The 20,307-nt window shown below is 59.8% G+C and carries 18 protein-coding genes; all 18 read right to left on the bottom strand.

Annotated features, from left to right (window positions below):
• Positions 1 to 80: 80 nt before the first annotated feature.
• Positions 81 to 935, bottom strand: a complete 855-nt coding sequence (locus V8J88_RS16795; RefSeq protein ID WP_338845372.1) for an SIS domain-containing protein — start codon at positions 933 to 935, stop codon at positions 81 to 83.
• Positions 936 to 949: 14 nt separating this feature from the next.
• Positions 950 to 2,422 carry a glucose-6-phosphate dehydrogenase gene (gene zwf, locus V8J88_RS16800; protein ID WP_338845373.1) on the bottom strand — a complete coding sequence of 491 codons (1,473 nt, stop codon included), beginning with the start codon at positions 2,420 to 2,422 and terminating at the stop codon, positions 950 to 952.
• A gap of 135 nt (positions 2,423 to 2,557) precedes the next feature.
• Positions 2,558 to 3,496: a pseudouridine synthase gene (locus V8J88_RS16805; RefSeq protein ID WP_338845374.1), complete on the bottom strand. Its 939-nt coding sequence runs from the start codon at positions 3,494 to 3,496 to the stop codon at positions 2,558 to 2,560.
• Positions 3,497 to 3,608: 112 nt separating this feature from the next.
• Entirely contained in the window at positions 3,609 to 4,580 is a 972-nt protein-coding gene (locus V8J88_RS16810) for a DMT family transporter (protein ID WP_338845375.1), read from the bottom strand.
• Positions 4,581 to 4,639: 59 nt separating this feature from the next.
• The gene (locus V8J88_RS16815) at positions 4,640 to 5,005 is read right to left on the bottom strand and encodes a hypothetical protein (protein ID WP_338845376.1); all 366 of its coding nucleotides are present in this window, start codon (positions 5,003 to 5,005) and stop codon (positions 4,640 to 4,642) included.
• A gap of 108 nt (positions 5,006 to 5,113) precedes the next feature.
• Positions 5,114 to 5,422: a DUF1272 domain-containing protein gene (locus V8J88_RS16820; RefSeq protein WP_338845377.1), complete on the bottom strand. Its 309-nt coding sequence runs from the start codon at positions 5,420 to 5,422 to the stop codon at positions 5,114 to 5,116.
• Between the two features lie 113 nt (positions 5,423 to 5,535).
• Positions 5,536 to 6,327 carry an ATP-grasp domain-containing protein gene (locus V8J88_RS16825; RefSeq protein ID WP_338845378.1) on the bottom strand — a complete coding sequence of 264 codons (792 nt, stop codon included), beginning with the start codon at positions 6,325 to 6,327 and terminating at the stop codon, positions 5,536 to 5,538.
• Positions 6,328 to 6,410: 83 nt separating this feature from the next.
• Positions 6,411 to 7,613: a cell division protein FtsZ gene (gene ftsZ, locus V8J88_RS16830; RefSeq protein ID WP_338849910.1), complete on the bottom strand. Its 1,203-nt coding sequence runs from the start codon at positions 7,611 to 7,613 to the stop codon at positions 6,411 to 6,413.
• 137 nt (positions 7,614 to 7,750) lie between these two features.
• Positions 7,751 to 8,983 carry a cell division protein FtsA gene (gene ftsA / locus V8J88_RS16835; protein WP_338845379.1) on the bottom strand — a complete coding sequence of 411 codons (1,233 nt, stop codon included), beginning with the start codon at positions 8,981 to 8,983 and terminating at the stop codon, positions 7,751 to 7,753.
• Positions 8,980 to 9,795 (bottom strand): cell division protein FtsQ/DivIB, encoded by an 816-nt coding sequence (locus V8J88_RS16840; RefSeq protein WP_338845380.1) that lies wholly within the window; start codon positions 9,793 to 9,795, stop codon positions 8,980 to 8,982. Before V8J88_RS16840 ends, ftsA begins: the two co-directional genes overlap by 4 nt.
• 28 nt (positions 9,796 to 9,823) lie before the next feature.
• Positions 9,824 to 10,801 (bottom strand): D-alanine--D-alanine ligase, encoded by a 978-nt coding sequence (locus V8J88_RS16845; RefSeq protein ID WP_338845381.1) that lies wholly within the window; start codon positions 10,799 to 10,801, stop codon positions 9,824 to 9,826.
• A gap of 13 nt (positions 10,802 to 10,814) precedes the next feature.
• Positions 10,815 to 12,203, bottom strand: a complete 1,389-nt coding sequence (gene murC, locus V8J88_RS16850) for a UDP-N-acetylmuramate--L-alanine ligase (protein WP_338845383.1) — start codon at positions 12,201 to 12,203, stop codon at positions 10,815 to 10,817.
• A gap of 4 nt (positions 12,204 to 12,207) precedes the next feature.
• Positions 12,208 to 13,287, bottom strand: a complete 1,080-nt coding sequence (gene murG, locus V8J88_RS16855) for an undecaprenyldiphospho-muramoylpentapeptide beta-N-acetylglucosaminyltransferase (RefSeq protein ID WP_338845384.1) — start codon at positions 13,285 to 13,287, stop codon at positions 12,208 to 12,210.
• Positions 13,284 to 14,480: a putative lipid II flippase FtsW gene (gene ftsW, locus V8J88_RS16860; protein ID WP_338849911.1), complete on the bottom strand. Its 1,197-nt coding sequence runs from the start codon at positions 14,478 to 14,480 to the stop codon at positions 13,284 to 13,286. Before ftsW ends, murG begins: the two co-directional genes overlap by 4 nt.
• A 20-nt stretch (positions 14,481 to 14,500) precedes the next feature.
• Positions 14,501 to 16,132 (bottom strand): UDP-N-acetylmuramoyl-L-alanine--D-glutamate ligase, encoded by a 1,632-nt coding sequence (murD, locus tag V8J88_RS16865; RefSeq protein WP_338845385.1) that lies wholly within the window; start codon positions 16,130 to 16,132, stop codon positions 14,501 to 14,503.
• 3 nt (positions 16,133 to 16,135) lie between these two features.
• Positions 16,136 to 17,305 (bottom strand): phospho-N-acetylmuramoyl-pentapeptide-transferase, encoded by a 1,170-nt coding sequence (gene mraY / locus V8J88_RS16870; protein ID WP_338845386.1) that lies wholly within the window; start codon positions 17,303 to 17,305, stop codon positions 16,136 to 16,138.
• Positions 17,305 to 18,738, bottom strand: coding sequence for a UDP-N-acetylmuramoyl-tripeptide--D-alanyl-D-alanine ligase (gene murF, locus V8J88_RS16875; protein WP_338845387.1), 1,434 nt, complete (start codon positions 18,736 to 18,738; stop codon positions 17,305 to 17,307). The genes mraY and murF overlap by 1 nt, the downstream gene beginning before the upstream one ends.
• A 14-nt stretch (positions 18,739 to 18,752) precedes the next feature.
• The gene (locus V8J88_RS16880; RefSeq protein ID WP_338849912.1) at positions 18,753 to 20,282 is read right to left on the bottom strand and encodes a UDP-N-acetylmuramoyl-L-alanyl-D-glutamate--2,6-diaminopimelate ligase; all 1,530 of its coding nucleotides are present in this window, start codon (positions 20,280 to 20,282) and stop codon (positions 18,753 to 18,755) included.
• Positions 20,283 to 20,307 lie beyond the last annotated feature (25 nt).

Raw genomic sequence — 20,307 nt, forward strand, 5'->3', positions numbered from 1 at the left:
GCGCGCGGCGGCAAATGTTTTTTACAGCAGCAAGCGTTCAGCCGAGGGTGGGCAGACCGGCCAATCAGAAGGCAAGGCGCTTAACCAATGAAGGAATCAAATTGCAAATCAAATTCCTGCAAGGCTTTTTGCGCGTTTTGCATTTTGCGGCGGAATTCCGGGCCGCGTTGCAGCGCCAGCCCGACGGCGAGAATGTCGATCACCATCAAATACGCCAGGCGCGCTGAAATCGGCGTGTAGGGGTCGGTGTTAAACACCAGGTCCACCGGCAGCAAGACGGTGGCGGTTTCAGCCAGCGGGGTGCCGGACGGGGCCAGCACAATCACTGCCGCGCCGCCTTTTTTCGCCAGTTGCGCGCTGCGCACCAGCGCGGTGTTATTGCCGCGCTGCGAAATCGCCACCAGTGCGTCCCCTTCACGGAGCAAGGCGGCGGCGATGGCGTGAATGGTGGGGTCGGAATACGCCACCGTGGGCACGCCGGAGCGGAAGAATTTATGCTGCGCGTCGGTGGCGATGATGCCGGATGTGCCCTGGCCGTAAAACTCGATTTTGTTGGCGCGCGCCAAAATATCCAGCGCGCTTTGCACCGCTTCCGGCTGGATATTGTTGCGCATATCGAGCAGGGTGTTAATCGAGCGGCTGCAAATTTTATTGATCAAGTCGCCGGCCAGATCATCTTGCGCCGGCTGTTCGCTGGCCCCGGGCAGGGCTAGGGCCAGGCTTTGCGCCAGCTTGAGTTTGAACTCTTGCCAGCCGTCATAGCCCAGACTGCGGCAAAAGCGCACCACGGTCGGTTCGGAGACTTGCGCGGCGCGCGCCAAAGCGCTGATGTTTTCATTCACCGTCAATTGCGGATTGTCCAACACCGCCAACGCAACTTTGCGTTCGGATTTGGAAAAACTCTCCAATTGGGTGCGGATCGAATCAAGCAACATGGTGTGTCCTGCAATCAGTCTTCCGGCAAGGCTTCTTCACGCCATTGCAAACCATCGCGCCCGATCAGGGCGGAGGCGGCCGCCGGCCCCCAGGTGCCGGAGGCGTAAGGCAGCGGCGTGTTTTCTTCCTGCTCCCAGTAATTCAAAATCGGCTCCACCCATTCCCAGGCGGCTTCCAATTCGTCGCCGCGCATAAACAGGGTGAGCTGGCCGCGCAGCACGTCAAGCAAGAGCCGTTCATACGCTTCCATGCGCGGCATTTTAAAGCTCTCGCGGAAATCCAGCTCTAATTCGGCGGGTTTCAAGCGCATGCCCTCGCCCGGCGTTTTGGCCATCAAATTCATGCGCAAACCTTCATCCGGCTGCAAGCGGATCACCAGGCAATTCGGCTGAAAGCTGTTGGTCGATTGCTGGAAAATGGAGTGCGGAATGGTTTTGAAGCGCACCACGATTTCCGCCAGCGAGTCGGCCATGCGTTTGCCGGTGCGTAAATAGAAGGGTACGCCGGCCCAGCGCCAGGAATCAATTTCCGCTTTCAGCGCGACAAAGGTTTCGGTGCGTGAATTTTTCGGCGCATCCGGTTCGTCCCGGTAGGCCGGCACGGCGACGCCGCGCACATGTCCCGCCCGGTATTGCCCGCGCACCACGTTTTGCGCCAGGGTGGCCGGGGTGAAGCGGCGCAGCGAGCGCAGCACTTGCAGCTTTTCATCGCGCACCGCATCCGGCGCGATGGAACTGGGCGGCTCCATGGCGACAATACACAGCAATTGCAGCAAATGATTTTGCAACATGTCGCGCAAGGCGCCGGCGGTGTCGTAATAGCCTAAGCGGTTGCCGACGCCGAGTTGCTCGGCAATCGTGATCTGCACATCGGAAATCCATTCGCGCCGCCACAGCGGTTCAAACAGGATATTGCCAAAGCGCAGGGCGAGCAGGTTTTGCACCGTTTCCTTACCCAGATAATGGTCGATCCGGTAGATTTGCGATTCTTCAAACACCTGCCCCACTTCAGCATTGATCTGGCGCGCGCTGGCCAAATCGCGGCCCAGCGGTTTTTCCAGCACCACGCGCGAGTTCGGCGTGGCCAGGCCATGTTGCGCCAGGTTGTGACAGATGCGGGAAAAGATATGCGGCGGGGTCGCCAGATAGTACACGCGGGTGATCGCGGCGTCGTGGCGCAAGGCGTCCACCAGCGGCTGGTAGCTGGCGGCATCGGTGGCGTTCAAGGAGACATACACCAGGCGCGCGCAGAATCTGTCCCATATTTCCTGATTAAATGCGCTGTGTTTGATGTGCGGGCGCGCATTGGCGTTGACGGCGGCGATGAATTCCTCATGGCTCCAATCATGCCGCGCAACGCAGATGATGCGCGCGCCGGCTGGCAAATCATTTGCAATTTCACGCGCGCACATTGCCGGCAAGAGTTTGCGCATCGCCAAGTCGCCGCTGCCGCCGAACAGAACCAGATCGAAGTCATTGAGTACCATATGCATCCAGGAATTATGTGTTGGTCGGGATGCGCTGTTTGTCAGCGCTTTTCGTAAATTTACTACACAAAATTCCTTTATACAAGCAAATTTACTACATTTATTCCGGCAACAAGGGGCAAACCGGCCTTTCCATCACTCTGCAAAACCGCATTTATCGGAGAGGGGCCAGCGCAAGCGCAGCGTGCTGACAAAGTGGTGCGGCTGATCCGTGAGCGGGTCGCGAAAGCGTAATTGCTGCGCCAGCAATTGCAGCGGTTTGCTGAAATCGTCGCTGTTTTCCGGCAGCACTTGCGGATACAGTGCGTCATGAAGCAGGGGCGCGCCGAGGGCCGCCATCTGCACCCGCAATTGATGGGTGCGCCCGGTGTGCGGCTGTAAGCGATACAACGCCCAGGGGCCATCCTGCGCCAGTACGCTGATGCGGGTCAAGGCATTCGCTTCGCCCGCCACTTCGCGCATGGTGAAAAAACGCTCGCCGGTTTCGATCCGGCTGGCGTATTCAAATGGCGTCGCGCGCCCGCTCAGCAGCGGGGCCACCGCCAGATAATCTTTTTCCACGGCCCGCCGGGCAAACAGGTTTTGATACGCGCCGCGCGTGGCAGGATTGCAGGAAAACGCCACCAGGCCTGCGGTTTCACGGTCGATTCTGTGCAATGGGGACAACTCCGCCAATCCGGTGCGGCGGCGCAAGCGCACTTGCAGGGTTTCACGCAAAAACCGTCCAACCGGGGCCACTGGCATGAAATGCGGCTTGTCGGCCACCAGCAAATGCGCGTCTTGATACAAAATGGTTTCTGTGAAGGGCAAAGGGGTTTCCGGGCCAGGATCGCGATAATAAAAAATCCGCATACCGGGCTGGTATGGCGTATCCGCTTGCAAAATCCGGCCATCTTGCGCCACCACTTCGCCAGCGGCAAAACGCGCCTGCCAGATTGCCGCATCGATTTTGTCAAAGCGAGCGCACAGAAAGTGCAGCAAATCCGGCCAGGCCCCTGGCGGCAGCCATAAAAAACTGGCCGCCACGCCATCGCGCAGCGGTAAGGGGGATGGCGGGTGATGTGCGACAGCCATGCTGTTATTCCTGAGAAAAACGCCAGCATAGACGATTTGCACGGCGCCGGGGCGGCCTGGATTGCGCCGGCGCGCGGCTGACGCGCTTACCCCACTCTTGCCCTCTGCCGCATCAAGGCTGCGCTTTCGGCGCGCCGCCGCAGACGCTGCGCCAGCTAAAGCCTGTCACCAGAGCTGTGCCGCTCAGTACGCACAGTGTCCCGGCCAGGGTATGCCAGCCGATGTGTTCTTGCAAAAACAGGGCGCCCCATACAATGCCGAATACCGGAATCAAAAACGTCACCGTCAGCGCGGAAGCTGCGCCCAATTCCAACACCAGGCGGAAATACAGTAAATACGCCACCCCGCTGCACACCACACCCAGCGCCAGAACCGCCAGCCAGATTGCGGGGCCGGGTATGGCGGGCGGGCTGGGCGCCAGCAGGGCCAGCGGCGTCAACAGCAGCATCGCAGCCCACATGCTGCCATGCGCATGCGCAAACGGTTCTGCCGCCGGTGCGTTTTTGGTGTAGATGCTGGCCAGCCCATACGAAAATGCGGCCCCCAATCCAGCCGCCAGGGCCAGACCGCTCCCCGCCGGCAAGCGCAAACTTTCCACCCCAACCAGCAAACTCACGCCCAATACGCCAAGCAATAATCCGCCCCAGGCTTTGGCCGCCGGCAAAGCGCGCAGCCAGACCGCGCCGATCAAGCTCGCCCATAGCGGCGCGCAGGCATTCAAGACCGAGAGCAAGGAAGCCGACAGCGTTTGCGCGGCATACGCAAACAGCAGGAAAGGCAAGCCGGAATTCAACAAGCCCAATACAAGATAATGTTTCCATAAGCGCTTTGCCTGCAGCGCTTTGTGCAGATACAGGGCGACCGCCGATAAAAACAAGGCCGCCAAAGCCACCCTGGTGAAAATCAAGAGCGCAGGCCCGAACGCCGGCACGCTGATGCGCATCAACATGAACGATGCGCCCCAAATGGCGGAGAGCAAGAGCAGGCGGGCGAGATTGGCGGCAGTCATGGCGGTGCGGTGGCGGTGAAAGGACAGACTGCTACGATACGGGATAGGCGGCAGGGGGGCAAATGGATTATCCATGCTGACAGCAGGCAGTGTGCATAAAATCTGGCCCGGCGCCGCCGAATCCACGCCAGAGATTATGGCGTATAGTGGTAAGTCGCTTTCTTTGCATATTTCGCCAAACCCAGCAGCACAAATACGCCGCCGATTGTGGTGAAGTTGCAGCCCCCCTCTTTTGCGCAGGCTGGAAGATGTTCATTCACCCACTCCCTGGTCAATACGCCACTGCCGCTTAACTCAGCGAACGCCTGCCTGAATTCTGATTCCGTTACGCCTTTCGCATAGGGCTGGCCCGGGTTTTTATGATTCGGAATCCAATACACCAGCGCTTTTTCCCCTCTGCGCTTGCCCCATGCTTTCACTTTGAAATCCGATTTTGCTTCAGGCTTGGGAATTACAACGCCAAGCGGTATGTCTTGGCGAATCCGTTCGACAATATCCATATTGCCTCCTCCGATTTGCGATAGATCCAATCACGTCGTTTTCTCCAGCAGCGGTATGCAAAACCCCTGTCTTTGCGCGGCCTTATTTGAATAAATCAAAGGCTGAATTTAACGCCGCTCCGGCGCCAGGCCCGCTTGCGCCGCCAGCAATTGCGCATGTTTTTGCAAATCCACAGGGCGATGTTTCACCGTGGCGCTGGCGGGATTGTTGTCCAGATAATTTCCATTCACCCAGTTTTTGGCGGGACGGATTGGCCGGGGGACAAAACCGCCGCCGCAATTCGGGCAGGTGTTGTGCAAGAGATTGTCCACGCAATCGGCGCAAAAGGTGCACTCATAAGTACAAATGCGCGCCTGCGTGCTGTCCGGCGGCAAGGCGGTATTGCAGTGTTCGCAAGTTGGTCTGAGTTCTAACATAGCGTCTGTCAATGTGAATCTGGCGCCTGTATGGCGCAATGCGCATGATTGTAATCCGCTGCTTGCAATCTCCGTGCTTTCTGGCAAATTTCCAGCGCCGGCGCGGCGGAGCTTCAGCCATCCAAGCCCTGATCATAAGCCGCGTGCAAAGCCAACACCAGCTTTTGCATATCCGCCGCATAAAAGCCGGCTGCATTCATGGTGTTGATTTCCACGATTTTGATGCCTTCAGCAGTGTCGCACACATCCAGCACCAGGGTTTCGAGCGGCAACCATAGCGCAATCATTTGCCGCACAAAGGCATGCAAACGCTGATCCGCAAGAGGCGCATACTGCACCACACTGCCGCGCTTATACATGGATTGGGTAATGATTTCCCCTTTGACTATCCAAAAACGGAATTCGGCATAGACTTTTTTCGGTCTGGCCAATTGAATCAGCGATTGCAAATTCAAACCGGAGGGATCAAGCTCGCCGGCCTGGCGCAAAGTCTCACGCCAAGTCTCGAATGCCTCGCGCGTCATCACCTGGCCGGCGAAACCCTTGCTGTCATCGACCGGGCGCAAAAACAGTTCATCGGCAAAAAAATCCGCCTCGCCTATCGCTTGCACCTGCGAATCGGCATTCAGCATATGTGCGCCCCAATGCGCGCGCTGTGTGTCGAATTCATATCCGGCCAGATCAAATACGCCGGGATTCCAGCCAAAACGGCGCGCCACATGGCGCATCGAATAAGCGCCGAAGCAAATCACATTTTGATGCGTCACTTGCGGCGGCGGCAGCAATTCGCCGACAAAGGGAATCACTTTATGTTCGCTGAATGGCAAGTCAAACCGTTGCAAAGCATCACGCAAAGCCTGCCAGCCGGTTTCGTGAAATAAATTGTTTTGCAAAATCCAATGCATTTTTCAATTCCGCAATCCGCCATTTGTCATGGCAAAAAAAAACCGGCGCAGCTGCGCCGGTTTCAGCAGAGCAAATCGCTTGCTCAGTCAGCCTGTTTGCGCAGGAAGGCCGGAATGTCGTAAGTTTCCATGCCGTTCTTTTCCAGCGCGCGCACCTGGTCGGATGCGGTTTCACGGCGCCATACTGCCGGCGCTTTCAAACCTTCCAGCGGAGCATTCGCGCCGCTGGCGCCGCCCATGCCCTGGTTCATGCCGCCCGAGATGCCGCCGGCCGCCATGGTGGCGCCATTGCCGGTGCGCAGCACCGGGGTTTGCACCAGCTGCACGTTTTTCTTTTGATTGCGGCCCAGGCCGGTGGCGACCACGGTGACGCGGATTTCTTCGCCCATCGCGTCGTCGTAAGCCACGCCCTGTGCGATTTGCGCGTCCGGCGCCGCGAAAGCGCGCACTGCCGCCATCACTTCCTTGATTTCCTTGCCCTTCAAACCACGGCTGGCGGTGACATTCACCAGCACGCCGCGTGCGCCGGACAGGTCGATGCCATCCAACAGCGGGGAGGAAATCGCCTGTTCCGCCGCCAGACGCGCACGGTCGATGCCGGCTGCCGTGGCGGTGCCCATCATCGCCTTGCCTTGCTCGCCCATGATGGTCTTGACGTCGTTGAAGTCAACGTTGATGTGTCCCGGGACATTGATGATTTCGGCAATCCCGGCCACCGCGTTGTGCAACACGTCGTCGGCGTGTTCCAGCCATTCAATCATGCTGTCGTCTTCGTAGATCTCTTCCAGCTTTTCATTCAGGATCACGATCAGCGAATCAACATGCTTGGTCAATTCTTCCAGGCCGTTTTCGGCCACGTCCATGCACTTGCGGCCTTCGTAAGAAAACGGTTTGGACACCACGGCCACGGTCAGCGCGCCCATTTGCTTGGCGACTTCGGCCACGATCGGGGCTGCGCCGGTGCCGGTGCCGCCGCCCATGCCGGCGGCGATGAACACCATATGCGCGCCGCGCAAGGCGTCTTCGATGCGCTGGCGCGAATCTTCAGCCAATTTACGGCCCACATCGGGTTGCATGCCGGCGCCCAAGCCGGTTTCGCCGATTTGAATGATGTTATGCGCAGTGGACGCCGCCAGCGCTTGCGCATCGGTATTGGCGGCGATGAATTCCACTCCGCTCATGCCTTTATTGATCATGTGCTGCACTGCATTGCCGCCGGCGCCGCCGACGCCTACGACTTTAATCACAGTTCCCTGTGCCGCATTGTCAACCATTTCAAACTCCACCGTACCCACCATGATGTTATGCTCCTCGAAGTGCGGCTTCCAGTCACGAGACGTCAATCTTGATTCACGTCTGGGGGCTGGAAACTGCGGTTATCCCAATTATATGTTTAATCAATCCGAAAGCGCTTTTTTGCGCATTAAAAATTCCCTAAAAACCACTCTTTCATGCGCTGCCAGACCGCTTTCATCGAACCTTCCTGACGCGTGACGATATAACCGCGCAAATACTGCTTTTTGGCTTCCAGCAATAAGCCTAAAACGGTCGAATAACGGGGGCTGCGCACCACGTCCGCCAATTGACCGCGATAATCCGGTGTGCCCAATCGCACCGGCTTTAAGAAAATATCTTCGGCTAATTCCAGCATGCCCGGCATCAGCGCACTGCCGCCGGTCAACACCACGCCTGACGATAACACTTCCTCATAGCCGGACTCGCGCACCACTTGGTGCACCAGGGCGAATAATTCTTCCACGCGCGGCTCAATCACCGCCGCCAGGGTCTGGCGCGAGAGTGCGCGTGTGCCACGGTCGCCTAAGCCCGGCACATCCAGGGTTTCGCCCGGATCCGCCATCACCTGCTTCGCCACGCCGTGACGTAATTTGATTTCTTCCGCTTCCGCTGTCGGCGTGCGCAAGGCCATCGCGATATCGTTGGTGATTTGATCGCCGGCGATGGGAATCACGGCGGTGTGCCGGATCGCGCCTTCGGAAAACACCGCGATATCAGTGGTGCCGCCGCCGATATCGACTAACACCACGCCCAATTCTTTTTCATCCGGCGTCAAGACCGCATCGGCAGAGGCCATCGGCTGCAAAATCAGGTCTGACACTTCGAGACCGCAACGGCGCACGCATTTGACGATGTTTTGCACGGCTGACACGGCGCCGGTGACGATATGCACCTTGACTTCAAGGCGGATCCCGCTCATGCCGATCGGCTCGCGCACATCTTCCTGATTATCAACAATGAATTCCTGCGGCACGGTGTGCAGCAATTGCTGATCGGTCGGGATATTCACCGCTTTCGCCGTTTCAATCACGCGCAACACGTCTTGCTGTGTCACTTCTTTATCTTTGATGGCGACCATGCCGCTCGAATTGAAGCTGCGGATATGGCTGCCGGCAATCCCCGCATACACATTGCGGATTTTGCAATCAGCCATCAACTCGGCTTCCTCCAGCGCGCGCTGGATCGATTCGACGGTGGCTTCGATATTCACCACCACGCCTTTTTTCAGACCTTTTGATTCATGCTGGCCCAGGCCGATCACTTCGTGATGCCCGTCCGGCATCACTTCGGCCACCACCGCCACCACTTTCGAGGTGCCGATGTCCAGACCCACGATCAGGTTTTTTGCGTCTTTCGTCATGGTTTTCGCTTGCCTTCCTGCCCATTGAGGCGCGGCTTTTTCTTTGCTTCCTGCTTGTCGAGCGCGGCATCCAGACTGGCCGATTTCAAAGCCAGGCCATTCGGATAACGCAAATCGACACTCTCGATTTGTCCCTTCAAGCGCATCATCAATTGCGGATAAACCGCAATCAGGCGCTGCACTCTTTCCTGCATGGAATTGGCGCCTTCACGCCCGAGTTCCACACTCATGCCATTATTCAAACCCACGCGCCAGGCATAGCGCGCGGAAAGTTGCACGCTTTCCGCTTTCAAATCCAATGCTGCAAACCAGTCATTGAATTGCTGATACTTGGCCAAGACCTCTTTTTCGCTGCCAGCCGGGCCAGTAAACTCCGGCAGCGGATGATCATCATCCAACTGTGCTTCCGCCAGATTGGCGGTGAACACATCGCCCTTGGTGGAAATCAACTGTCCCTTGTCACCCCATGTGGCCAGGGCCACATGTTCTTCCAGCGTGACAATCAATTGATTCGGCCATTCGCGCCGCACACTGGCGCGGCGCACCCAGGGCACGCTTTCAAACGCGGCGCGCGCCGCTTCCAGATCCAGCGTGAAAAAATTCCCGCTCAAGCGCGGCAAAGCAACTGAGCGCACGGTCAAGGCGTTGATGTGCTGCAAGCTGTTTTTCTCATGCGCCTCAATCTTGATCAGTTGCAGATGGAACATCGGACGCTGCGACAGCCACATCAAGCCGATAGCGACCAGCGCCAGGCCGGCCAGCCCGAACAGGCCGGTGCCCAGTGCGCGCATTAAGCGGATGTCATGCCACATCGCTACGTCCCTTTTTCCTGTCAGCGACTTACGCCTGGCGTCCCTGCGCCATTTTCAAGCTGGCCGAAGCCAGAATTTCCAAACATAAATCCTCATAACTGATGCCAACCGCGCGCGCCGCCATCGGCACCAGCGAATGGCCGGTCATGCCGGGCGAGGTGTTCACTTCCAGCAGGAAAGGCTGTTGATCCGATTCGCGCAGCAGCACATCCAGACGGGCCCAGCCTTCGCAACCAATTGCGCGATACGCCTGCACCGCGATCTTGCTGATTTTTTCGGTCAGCTCAGGCGCCAATTGCGCCGGGCAGTAATAGCGCGTGTCGTCGGTGAAATATTTGTTCTGATAGTCGTAGTTGCCTTCCGGCGCGACAATTTCCACGATGGGCAGCGCATATGCCGCCTGGCCGCGTCCCAGCACGGCGACGGTCAATTCGCGGCCCTGGATAAATTCTTCCGCCAGCACCACCGCGTCAAATTGCGCCGCCAGCGCATACGCCGCCTGCATCTGCTGCGCATTCACCACCTTGGTGATGCCGATGGTTGAACCTTCATGCGGCGGTTTGGCGATCAGGGGCAGGCCGAGTTGCGCCACGGCGGCTTGCAAATCGCAGCTGGCGTCCAGAATTTGATAAGCGGGCGTGGGCAGTTGATGATTTTGCCAAATCATCTTGGTGTAAATCTTGTCCATTGCAATCGCCGACGCCATCACGCCGCTGCCGGTGTAAGGAATGCCGAGCTGCTCCAAGGCGCCTTGCATGGTGCCGTCTTCGCCGAAGCGGCCATGCAGGGCGATAAACACGCGGTCGAATTTTTCCGCCGCCAATTCCGCCAGACTGCGCTCGCCGGTGTCAAAGCCGTGCGCATCCACGCCCCGGCTGCGCAATGCCTGCAGCACGCCATTGCCGGACATCAAAGAGACTTCGCGCTCTGCCGAGCGGCCGCCAAACAAGACGCCGACTTTGCCGAATGCTTGCGGTTCAGATTTAGCGCTCAAGAGAGTGGTCATACTGTTTTTCCTTTCACTGTTGCAGCGCCTGCAGTTTGGCGGGCACGGCGCTGATCGAACCGGCGCCCATGGTGATCACCACGTCGCCTGCGCGCGCGCATTCCTGAATGGCTTGCGGCATCTGTTCAATTTCCGCCACAAAAATCGGGTCCACTTTGCCGCGCACCCGCAGCGCATGCGCCAGCGCGCGGCCATCGGCGGCCGGCAGCGGTGATTCGCCGGCGGCATACACTTCCGCCAGCAACAGCACATCGACGCCGGATAAGACTTGCACAAAGTCTTCAAACAAATCGCGCGTGCGGGTGTAGCGGTGCGGCTGAAACGCCAGCACCAGACGCCGCCCCGGATAGGCTGCGCGTGCGGCGGCGATGGTGGCGGCGGCTTCCGCCGGATGGTGGCCATAATCGTCCACCAGGGCGAATTTGCCTTCGCCGCTGCAGGCGAATTCGCCATAACGGGTGAAACGCCGGCCCACGCCATTGAATTCTGACAGGGCTTTTTGCAAAGCCTGGTCGTGCACCCCGATTTCGCGCGCAATCGCCACGGCGGCGCAGGCGTTTTGCACATTGTGCATGCCGGGCTGGTTCAAGCTCAGGGTCAAGGGCGCATAGCCGTTTTGCAATACGGTGAATTCCATTTTGTCGCCATTCGCGCGCGCCTCGACTGCGCGCACATCGGCCTGTTCATGGAAGCCATAGCTGACAATCGGACGCGAGACAAAGGGCATGATGTCGCGCACATTTTTATCATCCAGGCACAGCACCACCAGACCGTAAAACGGCAGGCGCTGGGTGAATTCGATAAACGCCTGTTTCAAGCGCGCCATATCGTGGCCATAGGTGTCCATATGGTCCATGTCGATATTGGTGATGACTTCAATCACCGGCGACAGATTCAGGAAGGAGGCGTCGGATTCATCGGCTTCCACCACGATGTAGTCGCCCTGTCCCAGTTTGGCGTTGGCTTTGGCGCTGTTGAGCACGCCGCCGATCACAAATGTGGGATCAAAACCGGCTTCCGCAAGCACGCTGGCGACTAAGCTGGTGGTGGTGGTTTTGCCATGCGTGCCGGCAATCGCGATGCCCTGCTTCAGGCGCATCAGCTCGGCTAACATCACGGCGCGCGGCACGATGGGGATATTCGCTGCGCGCGCCGCCAGCACTTCGGGGTTGTCGCTTTTCACGGCGGTCGAGGTGACAATCGCATGCGCGCCTTCGATATTGGCGCGATCATGTCCCTGAAAAATGCGCGCGCCGGCGGCCTGCAGGCGGCGGGTGGCGGCGTTGCTGCCCAGGTCGGAGCCGGAAATGGCGTAGCCGAGATTGAGCAGCACTTCGGCGATGCCGTTCATGCCGCTGCCGCCGATGCCGACGAAGTGAATATTTTTTACTCTGTGCTTCATGTCTTTATTCCGTCATCTGCTGCAACACGGCAGCAATGTGGGCGTTCGCCTGCCGCCGGCCCAGGCCGTGCGCGGCTTGCGCCCATTGCAAACATTGTTCCCGGCTGGTTTGCAGCAGGAGTTGGGCCAGGCGGTCTGGCGTTAATTCGTTTTGCGGCAGATGCAGCGCCGCGCCATGGCGTTGCATCATGTCGGCGTTATCGCGCTGGTGCGAGGTGGTGCTGGCGATAAACGGCACCAGCGCGCTGGCCACGCCGGCGGCGCTCAATTCGGACAAAGTAATCGCGCCGGCGCGGCAAATCACCAGATCCGCTTCAGCGTAACGGCGCGCCATATCGTCGATAAACGGCAACACTTCGGCTTGCACGCCGGCGGCCTGATAAGCTGCGCGCAGCGCGTCGATATGCTGCACGCCGGATTGATGTGTCACCAGTGGCCGTTTGTCTTGCGGCAGGCGTTGCAATGCTTGCGGCACAGTCTGATTCAAGACCTGGGCCCCGAGGCTGCCGCCCACCACCAGGATGCGCAGCGGGCCGCTGCGGCCGGCAAAACGCTGGGCCGGCGGGGCCAGCGCCAGAATCTCGGCGCGCACCGGATTGCCGCAGACTACCGCCTTGGCGCCCAGTTTGTCGGCTTCGGCCTGTTCCAGCGGGAAGCCGAACAGCACTTTGCGCGCATGCGGCAGCAGCGCTTTATTGGACAATAACAAGGCGGCGTCGGCATTCACCAGCACCAGCGGCAAGCCGGCCATGCGGGTGGCGAAACCGCCCGGCACGGTGACATAGCCGCCCATGCCCAGCACCACATCCGGCTTGCGTTCACGCAAAATCGTGCGTGCGCGCAAGGTGCTTTTCAGCAAACGCCATACGCCGCCCACAGTGTGCAGCAAACCTTTGCCGCGCACGCCGGAAAAATCCAGCACATCCATCGGAATCCCGCTGGGCGGCACCAGCCGGTTTTCCATGCCATGCGTGGTGCCCAGCCAGCTGACTTGCCAGCCTTGCGCCTGCATGGTGGCGGCTATCGCCAGGCCGGGGAAGATGTGGCCGCCAGTGCCGGCGGCCATGATCAAGAGGCGTTTCATATGCGCCCTCCCCGCATCAGCATGCGGCTTTCGTAATCCACTCTCAACAAAATCGCCAATCCCACACAATTAATCAAAATCCCGGTGCCGCCATAGCTCATCAAGGGCAGGGTCAGTCCCTTGGTCGGCAGCACGCCCAAATTTACCCCCATATTGATGAAGGCTTGCACCCCGATCCAAATGCCGATGCCCTTGGCCAGCAGGCCGGCAAAGGTTTGATCCAGGGCAATCGCCTGACGGCCAATGTCAAAGGCGCGCTTGACCAGCCAGTAGAACATCAAGATCACTGCCAGCACGCCGACAAAACCGAGTTCCTCGCCGATCACCGCCAGCAAGAAGTCGGTATGCGCTTCCGGCAGGTAATGCAGTTTTTCCACGCTGCCGCCCAAGCCCACGCCAAACAATTCGCCGCGCCCGAAGGCGATCAGTGAATGCGAAAGTTGATACGCTTTGCCTTGCGCGTTCACCTCATCCCAGGGGTTGAGATAGGCGAAAATGCGCTCGCGCCGCCAGGGCGAGAGCAAAATCACGGAGGTGAAAATGCCGATCAGGGTGGCGCTGATGCCGCCAAACCAGACGCCATTCACGCCGCCCAGAAATAAAATCCCCATCGCAATGCAGACAATCACGCCAAACGCGCCCAAGTCCGGCTCCAGCAGCAGCAACAGGCCAACCACGCCAACCGCCGCCGCCATCGGCAAAAAGCCCTTGGTTAATTGGTGCATGTATTGCTGTTTGCGCACGGTGTAGTCGGCGGCGTACAGCACAATCACCAGCTTCATCAATTCGGATGGCTGCAGATTGAAGCTCTTGATGCTGAGCCAGCGCCGCGCGCCATTCACCACTTTGCCAATGCCGGGAATCAAAACCAGCAGCAAGAGCACCAGGGTAAACACAAACAGATACGGCGCAGCGCGCTGCCAGAATTGCACCGGAATGCGGAACACAATGAACGAGGCGAACGCCGAGACGGCAATAAACGCCGCTTGCCGGTTGAGGAAGTAGTTTTGCGTATAGCCCTGATATTTGGGCGAGTCCGGCAGCGCAATCGAGGCCGAATACACCATCACCATGCCCAGCAGCATCAAAATCAAGACCACCCACACCAGTGGTTGATCGTATTCCATCATGCGCGAGGCGCGCGCCTGCCCGCCCGGGGAATCCGGGGCGCCGCGCTGCAGCCAGTTTTGCATGAAGGATGGCAATTGCATGTTCAGACCTCGCCTTTTTCCAGCGCCAATTCCTGCACCAGTCCAATAAACACTTGCGCCCGGTGCACGTAGTTGTCAAACATGTCGAAGCTGGCGCAGGCCGGCGAAAACAGCACTGCGTCGCCCTGCAGACAAGCGCGATCCGCCATTTGCACCGCTTGCGCCAGATCGGCCGCATGCAGCAAGGGCACGCCGCTGGCGGCCAGCGCGGCCTCGATTTGCGCGGCATCGCGGCCAAACAGAATCACGGCGCGCGCATAACGCGTCACCGGCGCGGCGAGCGGTGAAAAATCCTGATCTTTGCCGACGCCGCCGGCCAGCAGCACCAGACGGGCCGCGCCGCCATCGGCTTGCATTTCGCCGCCCAAGCCTTTCAAAGCGGCCACCGTGGCGCCGACATTCGTGCCTTTCGAGTCGTCATACCAGGCATGTCCCGCCACCAGGCGCACCAGTTCAACCCGGTGCGGCTGACCTTGATATTCACGCAGGCCGTGCAATAGCGGGGCCAGTTGTATGCCGCAGGCGCGGCACAGGGCGAGCGCGGCCAGAGCGTTGGCGGCATTGTGCTGGCCGCGCACTTGCAGCGCATCGACCGGCATCAAATGTTTCAGCATGGTCGGGATGGCCGGGGCCGCCTCGCCTTTTTTGCGCCGTTTTGGCGGGCCGTCTTCCTCTTCGCTGGCCTCGGCTTGCGCCAGCCATTGCATGCCGCGCTCAGCCACCAGGCCGAAATCGCCGCAGGCGCGCGGCGCATCCACGCCAAAGGTCTGCACCTTGGCCGGATCGGGGCCGTGCATCGCCATCACCAGCGCATCTTCACGGTTCAAAATGCGCACTGTGTCAGGGCCGAAAATGCGTGCTTTGTCGCGCCCGTATTCCGCCATATCGGCATGCCAATCCAAATGGTCTTGCGTCAAATTCAATACCGTGGCGGCATGCGGGTTCAAGCTGTAAGTGAAGTGCAATTGGAAGCTGGACAATTCCAGCGCCCAGACTTGCGGCAGGCTGTCGCTTTGCAGGCAGTCATACAAGACATCCAGCGCCGCCGGGCTGATATTGCCAGCCACTTGCACGCGCAGGCCGGCGCGCTGCGCCAGCTGGCCGACCATGCTGGTGACGGTGGTTTTGCCATTGGTGCCGGTGATGGCGATGATTTTCGGCGCGTATGCGCGGCTTTCCTGCAAGTGCTTGAGGGCCTGGGCGAAGAGTTCAATTTCCCCCCAGGGCGTGATGCCGGCGGCTTGCGCTGCAGGCAAAATCTGCGCCAATTCGCCGCGCGGGGCCAGACCGGGGCTGATCGCCAGCACATCCACGCCCTGCAGTAAATCCGCGCTGAATGCGCCGGCAATAAAGCATTCCGCTTCGCGCTCAGGATTCATGGCCAGCCATTGGCCCAGGCGCGCCGGCGCGCTGCGCGTATCGGCCACGCGCACCAGATAGCCGCGATATTGCAGCCAGCGCGCCATCGCCAGGCCGGATTCGCCCAGGCCAAGCACCAGCGCGACTTGCGGCGGCTGGGCCGGCGCCCCGGTTTGCGGCGCGGCGTCGGGCAAGGCTTGCTGCGCCGCCGGATTGCTCAGCGCGTCCGCCGGTGCGGCGGGGTACAGGTCTTCAGTTACGGGCGTCTCGCTCATGGCTTACCTCAATTTCAGCGTGGACAAACCGAACAACACCAAGACCATGGTGATGATCCAAAAGCGCGCCACCACCTGGGTTTCTTTCCAGCCCTTGACTTCAAAATGGTGATGCAGCGGCGCCATCAGGAAGAATTTCTTGCCCGTGCCGTAGCGCTTGCGGGTGTATTTGAAATAGCTGACCTGGATCATGACTGACAGCGTTTCCGCGACAAAAATGCCGCCCATGATGAACAGCACAATTTCCTGGCGCACAATCACGGCGATGGTGCCAAGCGCGCCGCCTAAGGCCAGTGCGCCGACATCGCCCATGAAGACTTGCGCCGGGTGCGCGTTGTACCACAGGAAGGCCAAGCCGGCGCCGGCCATGGCGCCGCAGAAAATCAGCAATTCACCCGCTCCCGGAATATACGGGATGAACAGGTATTTGGAATAAGTGGCATGTCCCGTGACATAGGCGAACAGGCCGAGCGCGCTGCCGACCATGACAATCGGCATAATCGCCAGACCATCCAGGCCGTCGGTCAGATTCACCGCATTGCTGGTTCCCACAATCACCAGATAGGTCAGAGTGATAAAACCCCACACCCCGAGCGGATAGCTGAAGGTTTTGATGAACGGCACGATCAAGTCAGCCTTGGGCGGCAGATACATCGAAAAACCGGATTGCACCCATTGCCAGAAAACGTCGAACACCTTGGTATTGTCCGGCGCCGCAACTGAGAAGGCCAAATACAAAGCGGCCACCAGGCCGATTAAGGATTGCCAAAAGAATTTTTCCCGGCTGCGCATGCCTTCCGGGTCTTTGTACACCACTTTGCGGTAGTCATCCACCCAGCCAATCGCGCCAAAGCCGAAGGTCACCAACAGCAGGGGCCAGATGAAGCGGTTGCCCCAATCGCCCCACAGGAAAATCGAAATCGCGATTGCGATCAGCATCAACACCCCGCCCATGGTCGGAGTGCCGCTTTTCACCAGATGGGTTTGCGGCCCATCGGTGCGCACAGCCTGTCCCACTTTCAAGCGGGTCAACATGCGGATCACCGCCGGCCCGGCAAACAGACCGATCATCAGCGCGGTCAGGGTGGCGAACACCGCGCGGAAGGTGATAAAGCTGAAAATCCGCAATGCGCCGATATCAGTCTGAAATTGTTGCGCCAGCCACATCAGCATCAGTGTTCTCCCTGCGCGCCCGGCTGGCCCGAAATGTGTTGCACCACCCGTTCCATACGCATGAAACGGGAACCTTTGACCAAGAGCACGGCATTTTGCTGACCGGCCAGATATGCGTCTAAGGCGGCATACAGCGCGTCGATGCTCTCGCAATGCGCGCCGGCGGCGCCGCCATTCGCCTGCCAGGCTTGCCAGGTGGCGCTGCAAGCCTGTCCCAGGCAAAACAGGGCATCCAATTTGCGCTCAGCCGCATAGGCGCCGACTTCAGCATGGTATTGCGGCCCTTGCGCGCCGACTTCGCCCATATCGCCCAAGGCCAGCACGCGCACGCCAGGTTCTGCCGCCAGCACATCAATTGCGGCGCGCACCGAATCCGGGTTGGCGTTGTAGCTGTCGTCAATCAAGCGCAGGCCGCTGGCTGTGCGGCTGCGCTGCAAACGCCCTTTGACCGCCTGGAAATTCTGCAAACCTTGCACAATCGCTTCCACCGATGCGCCGGCGGCAAAGGCGCAGGTCAAGGCGGCCAGGGCGTTTTTCGCATTGTGTTCGCCCGGCATCGGCAGATGCAGGGAAAAGGCTTGTTCGACACCCCGGATCTGCACCGTCAGGCGCTGCCCCTCGCCTTCCGCGCTGACGCTGCCGCGAATATCGGCGCCGTCTTGCAAGCCGAAGGTGGCGCAGCCGCGTTCGCCGGCCAGCTCGCGCCACAGCGGGGTGAACTGATCGCCATGCGGGAACACCGCAACGCCATTTGCCGGCAGCAGGCTGATGGCCTGGCCGTTTTCACGCGCGCAGGCTTCGACCCCATCCATGAATTCCTGGTGTTCGCGCTGGGCGTTGTTGACCAGCACGATTTGCGGCTGCGCAATGCGCGCCAGCCAACCGATTTCGCCCGGATGGTTCATGCCCATTTCCAGCACGGCGGCGCGGTGTTGCGGGCGCAGGCGCAAAGCGCTCAAAGGCACCCCGATTTCATTATTCAAATTGCCTTCGGTGGCTAACACCGCTTGCGCGCCGTAGTGGGCGCGCAGAATCGCGGCAATCATTTCTTTGACCGTGGTTTTGCCATTGCTGCCGGTCACGCCGATCAGCGGCGCGCGGCTCTTGCGGCGCCAGTCTGCGGCCAGTTGGCCCAAGGCGATCCGGGTGTTCGGCACGACAATCGCGGCGACTTGCGGCAACAACTGCAATCCTTGCGGCAGGCCTTCCACCAGCAGGATGGTGGCGCCGGCCAATTGCACTTCATTTAAAAAATCATGCGCGTCGAAACGCTCGCCGCGCAGGGCGATAAACAGGGCGCCGGGTTGCGCCTGGCGGCTGTCGGTGACAACCTCGCTCCAACTGGCGCGCAGATTGCCTTCCAGTTTGGCGTCGGTCAGGCAAGCGGCAGTCTCTGCTGCGGTCATGCCTGCGGGAATGGGGGTATGCGTCATATACTTTCTCTGGTTTATGCCGAGCGCTTCATCGACACGCGCGTCGCAAGCGCGAGCTGGGCGTGGTCGGCATCGGAAAACGGCAGCTTTTTGCCACGGATTTCCTGGTAATCTTCATGTCCCTTGCCGGCGATCAAGACCACATCCTGACGCGCCGCATGTTTGACGGCGGACAAAATCGCGGCAGCGCGGTCTTCTATCGCTTGCAATGGCCGGCTGGCCCCGGCCAGAATCTGTTGAATAATCTGGTGCGGATCTTCACCGCGCGGATTGTCGGAAGTCACCAGCACATGCTCAGCGGCTTCTGCTATCTGTCCCATTTGCGGCCGTTTGCCCGGATCGCGCTCGCCGCCGCAGCCGAACACGCACCACAATTCGCCGCCGCGCTCCTGCGCCACCGGGCGCAGCGCGGCCAGGGTTTTGGCCAAGGCGTCCGGGGTGTGCGCGTAGTCGATCACGATCAGCGGCGCATCATGCCCGCCCAGTTGCTGCATGCGGCCAGGGGCCGGGTGCAAGGCTTCAATCGCTTCCTGCGCCACGCGCAGATTCACGCCGCGCCCCAGCAGCACGCCGGCTACCGCCAGCACATTGCTGACATTGAACAGGCCGACCAGATGGGTTTTGCATTGCACGCTGCCCCACGGGCTGTCGAGGTGGAATTCGGCCCCGCCGTGGCGGCTGCGGATTTCGCTGGCTTGCAACACGGCGATGCCGGGCAGGCTGGCGCCTTGCACGCTGTAGCCGATGATTTGCGGCAGATGTTGGCCGCTGGCGGCGGCGCGCTGCTGCATGCGCGCAACCAGGCGCGGCCCCATCGGATCATCCAGATTCACCACTGCGATTTTCAAACCCGGCCATTCAAACAGCAAGCTCTTGGCTTCTTCATAGGCTTGCATATCGCCATGAAAATCCAGATGGTCGCGCGTCAAGTTGGTAAACACCGCCGCATCCACATGCAAGCCGTTCATGCGGCCCTGCGCCAAGCCGATCGAGGACGCTTCCAGCGCCAGCGCCTGGGCCCCGGCGGCGCGCATCTGCACCAGACGGGTTTGCAGTAACACGGCGTCCGGGGTGGTGAAGCCGGTGGCGTCAAACGCTACTTCAACCTTGGCGCGGCTGGCGTGCAGCAAGCCGACGCCCAAGGTGCCCATCACGGCGGAAGGCGCATTCGGGCGCGCCAGCGCGCGTCCGCTCCATAAGGCGCAAGAGGTTTTGCCATTGGTGCCGGTGATCGCCACGGTGAAAATGTCGGCGTCAGGATGGCCGTAATATTCGCTGGCGATATAGCCGGCGAGTGTCTTCAATCCTGTCACGCCAAAGTGCGGTGCTTGCCAGCTGTCATCCCACACAAAACCGGTGTCATCGAACAGCACGGCCTGGGCCCCGGCGGCAAGCGCCGCGCCAATGTATTTGCGGCCATCGCCAACGTCGCCGGGATAGGCGAAAAACACATCGCCGGCTTGAATCTGCCGCGAATCCGCGCACAAGCGCACACAGCCTTCGGCGATGTGCAGATTGCCATGATGGTGTGGATGCGCGCCCAATTGCCAGGCTTGCGGCGCGGCAAAC

Origin of the sequence: Massilia sp. W12 (assembly GCF_037300705.1) — a bacterium.
Classification (GTDB): domain Bacteria; phylum Pseudomonadota; class Gammaproteobacteria; order Burkholderiales; family Burkholderiaceae_D; genus JACPVY01.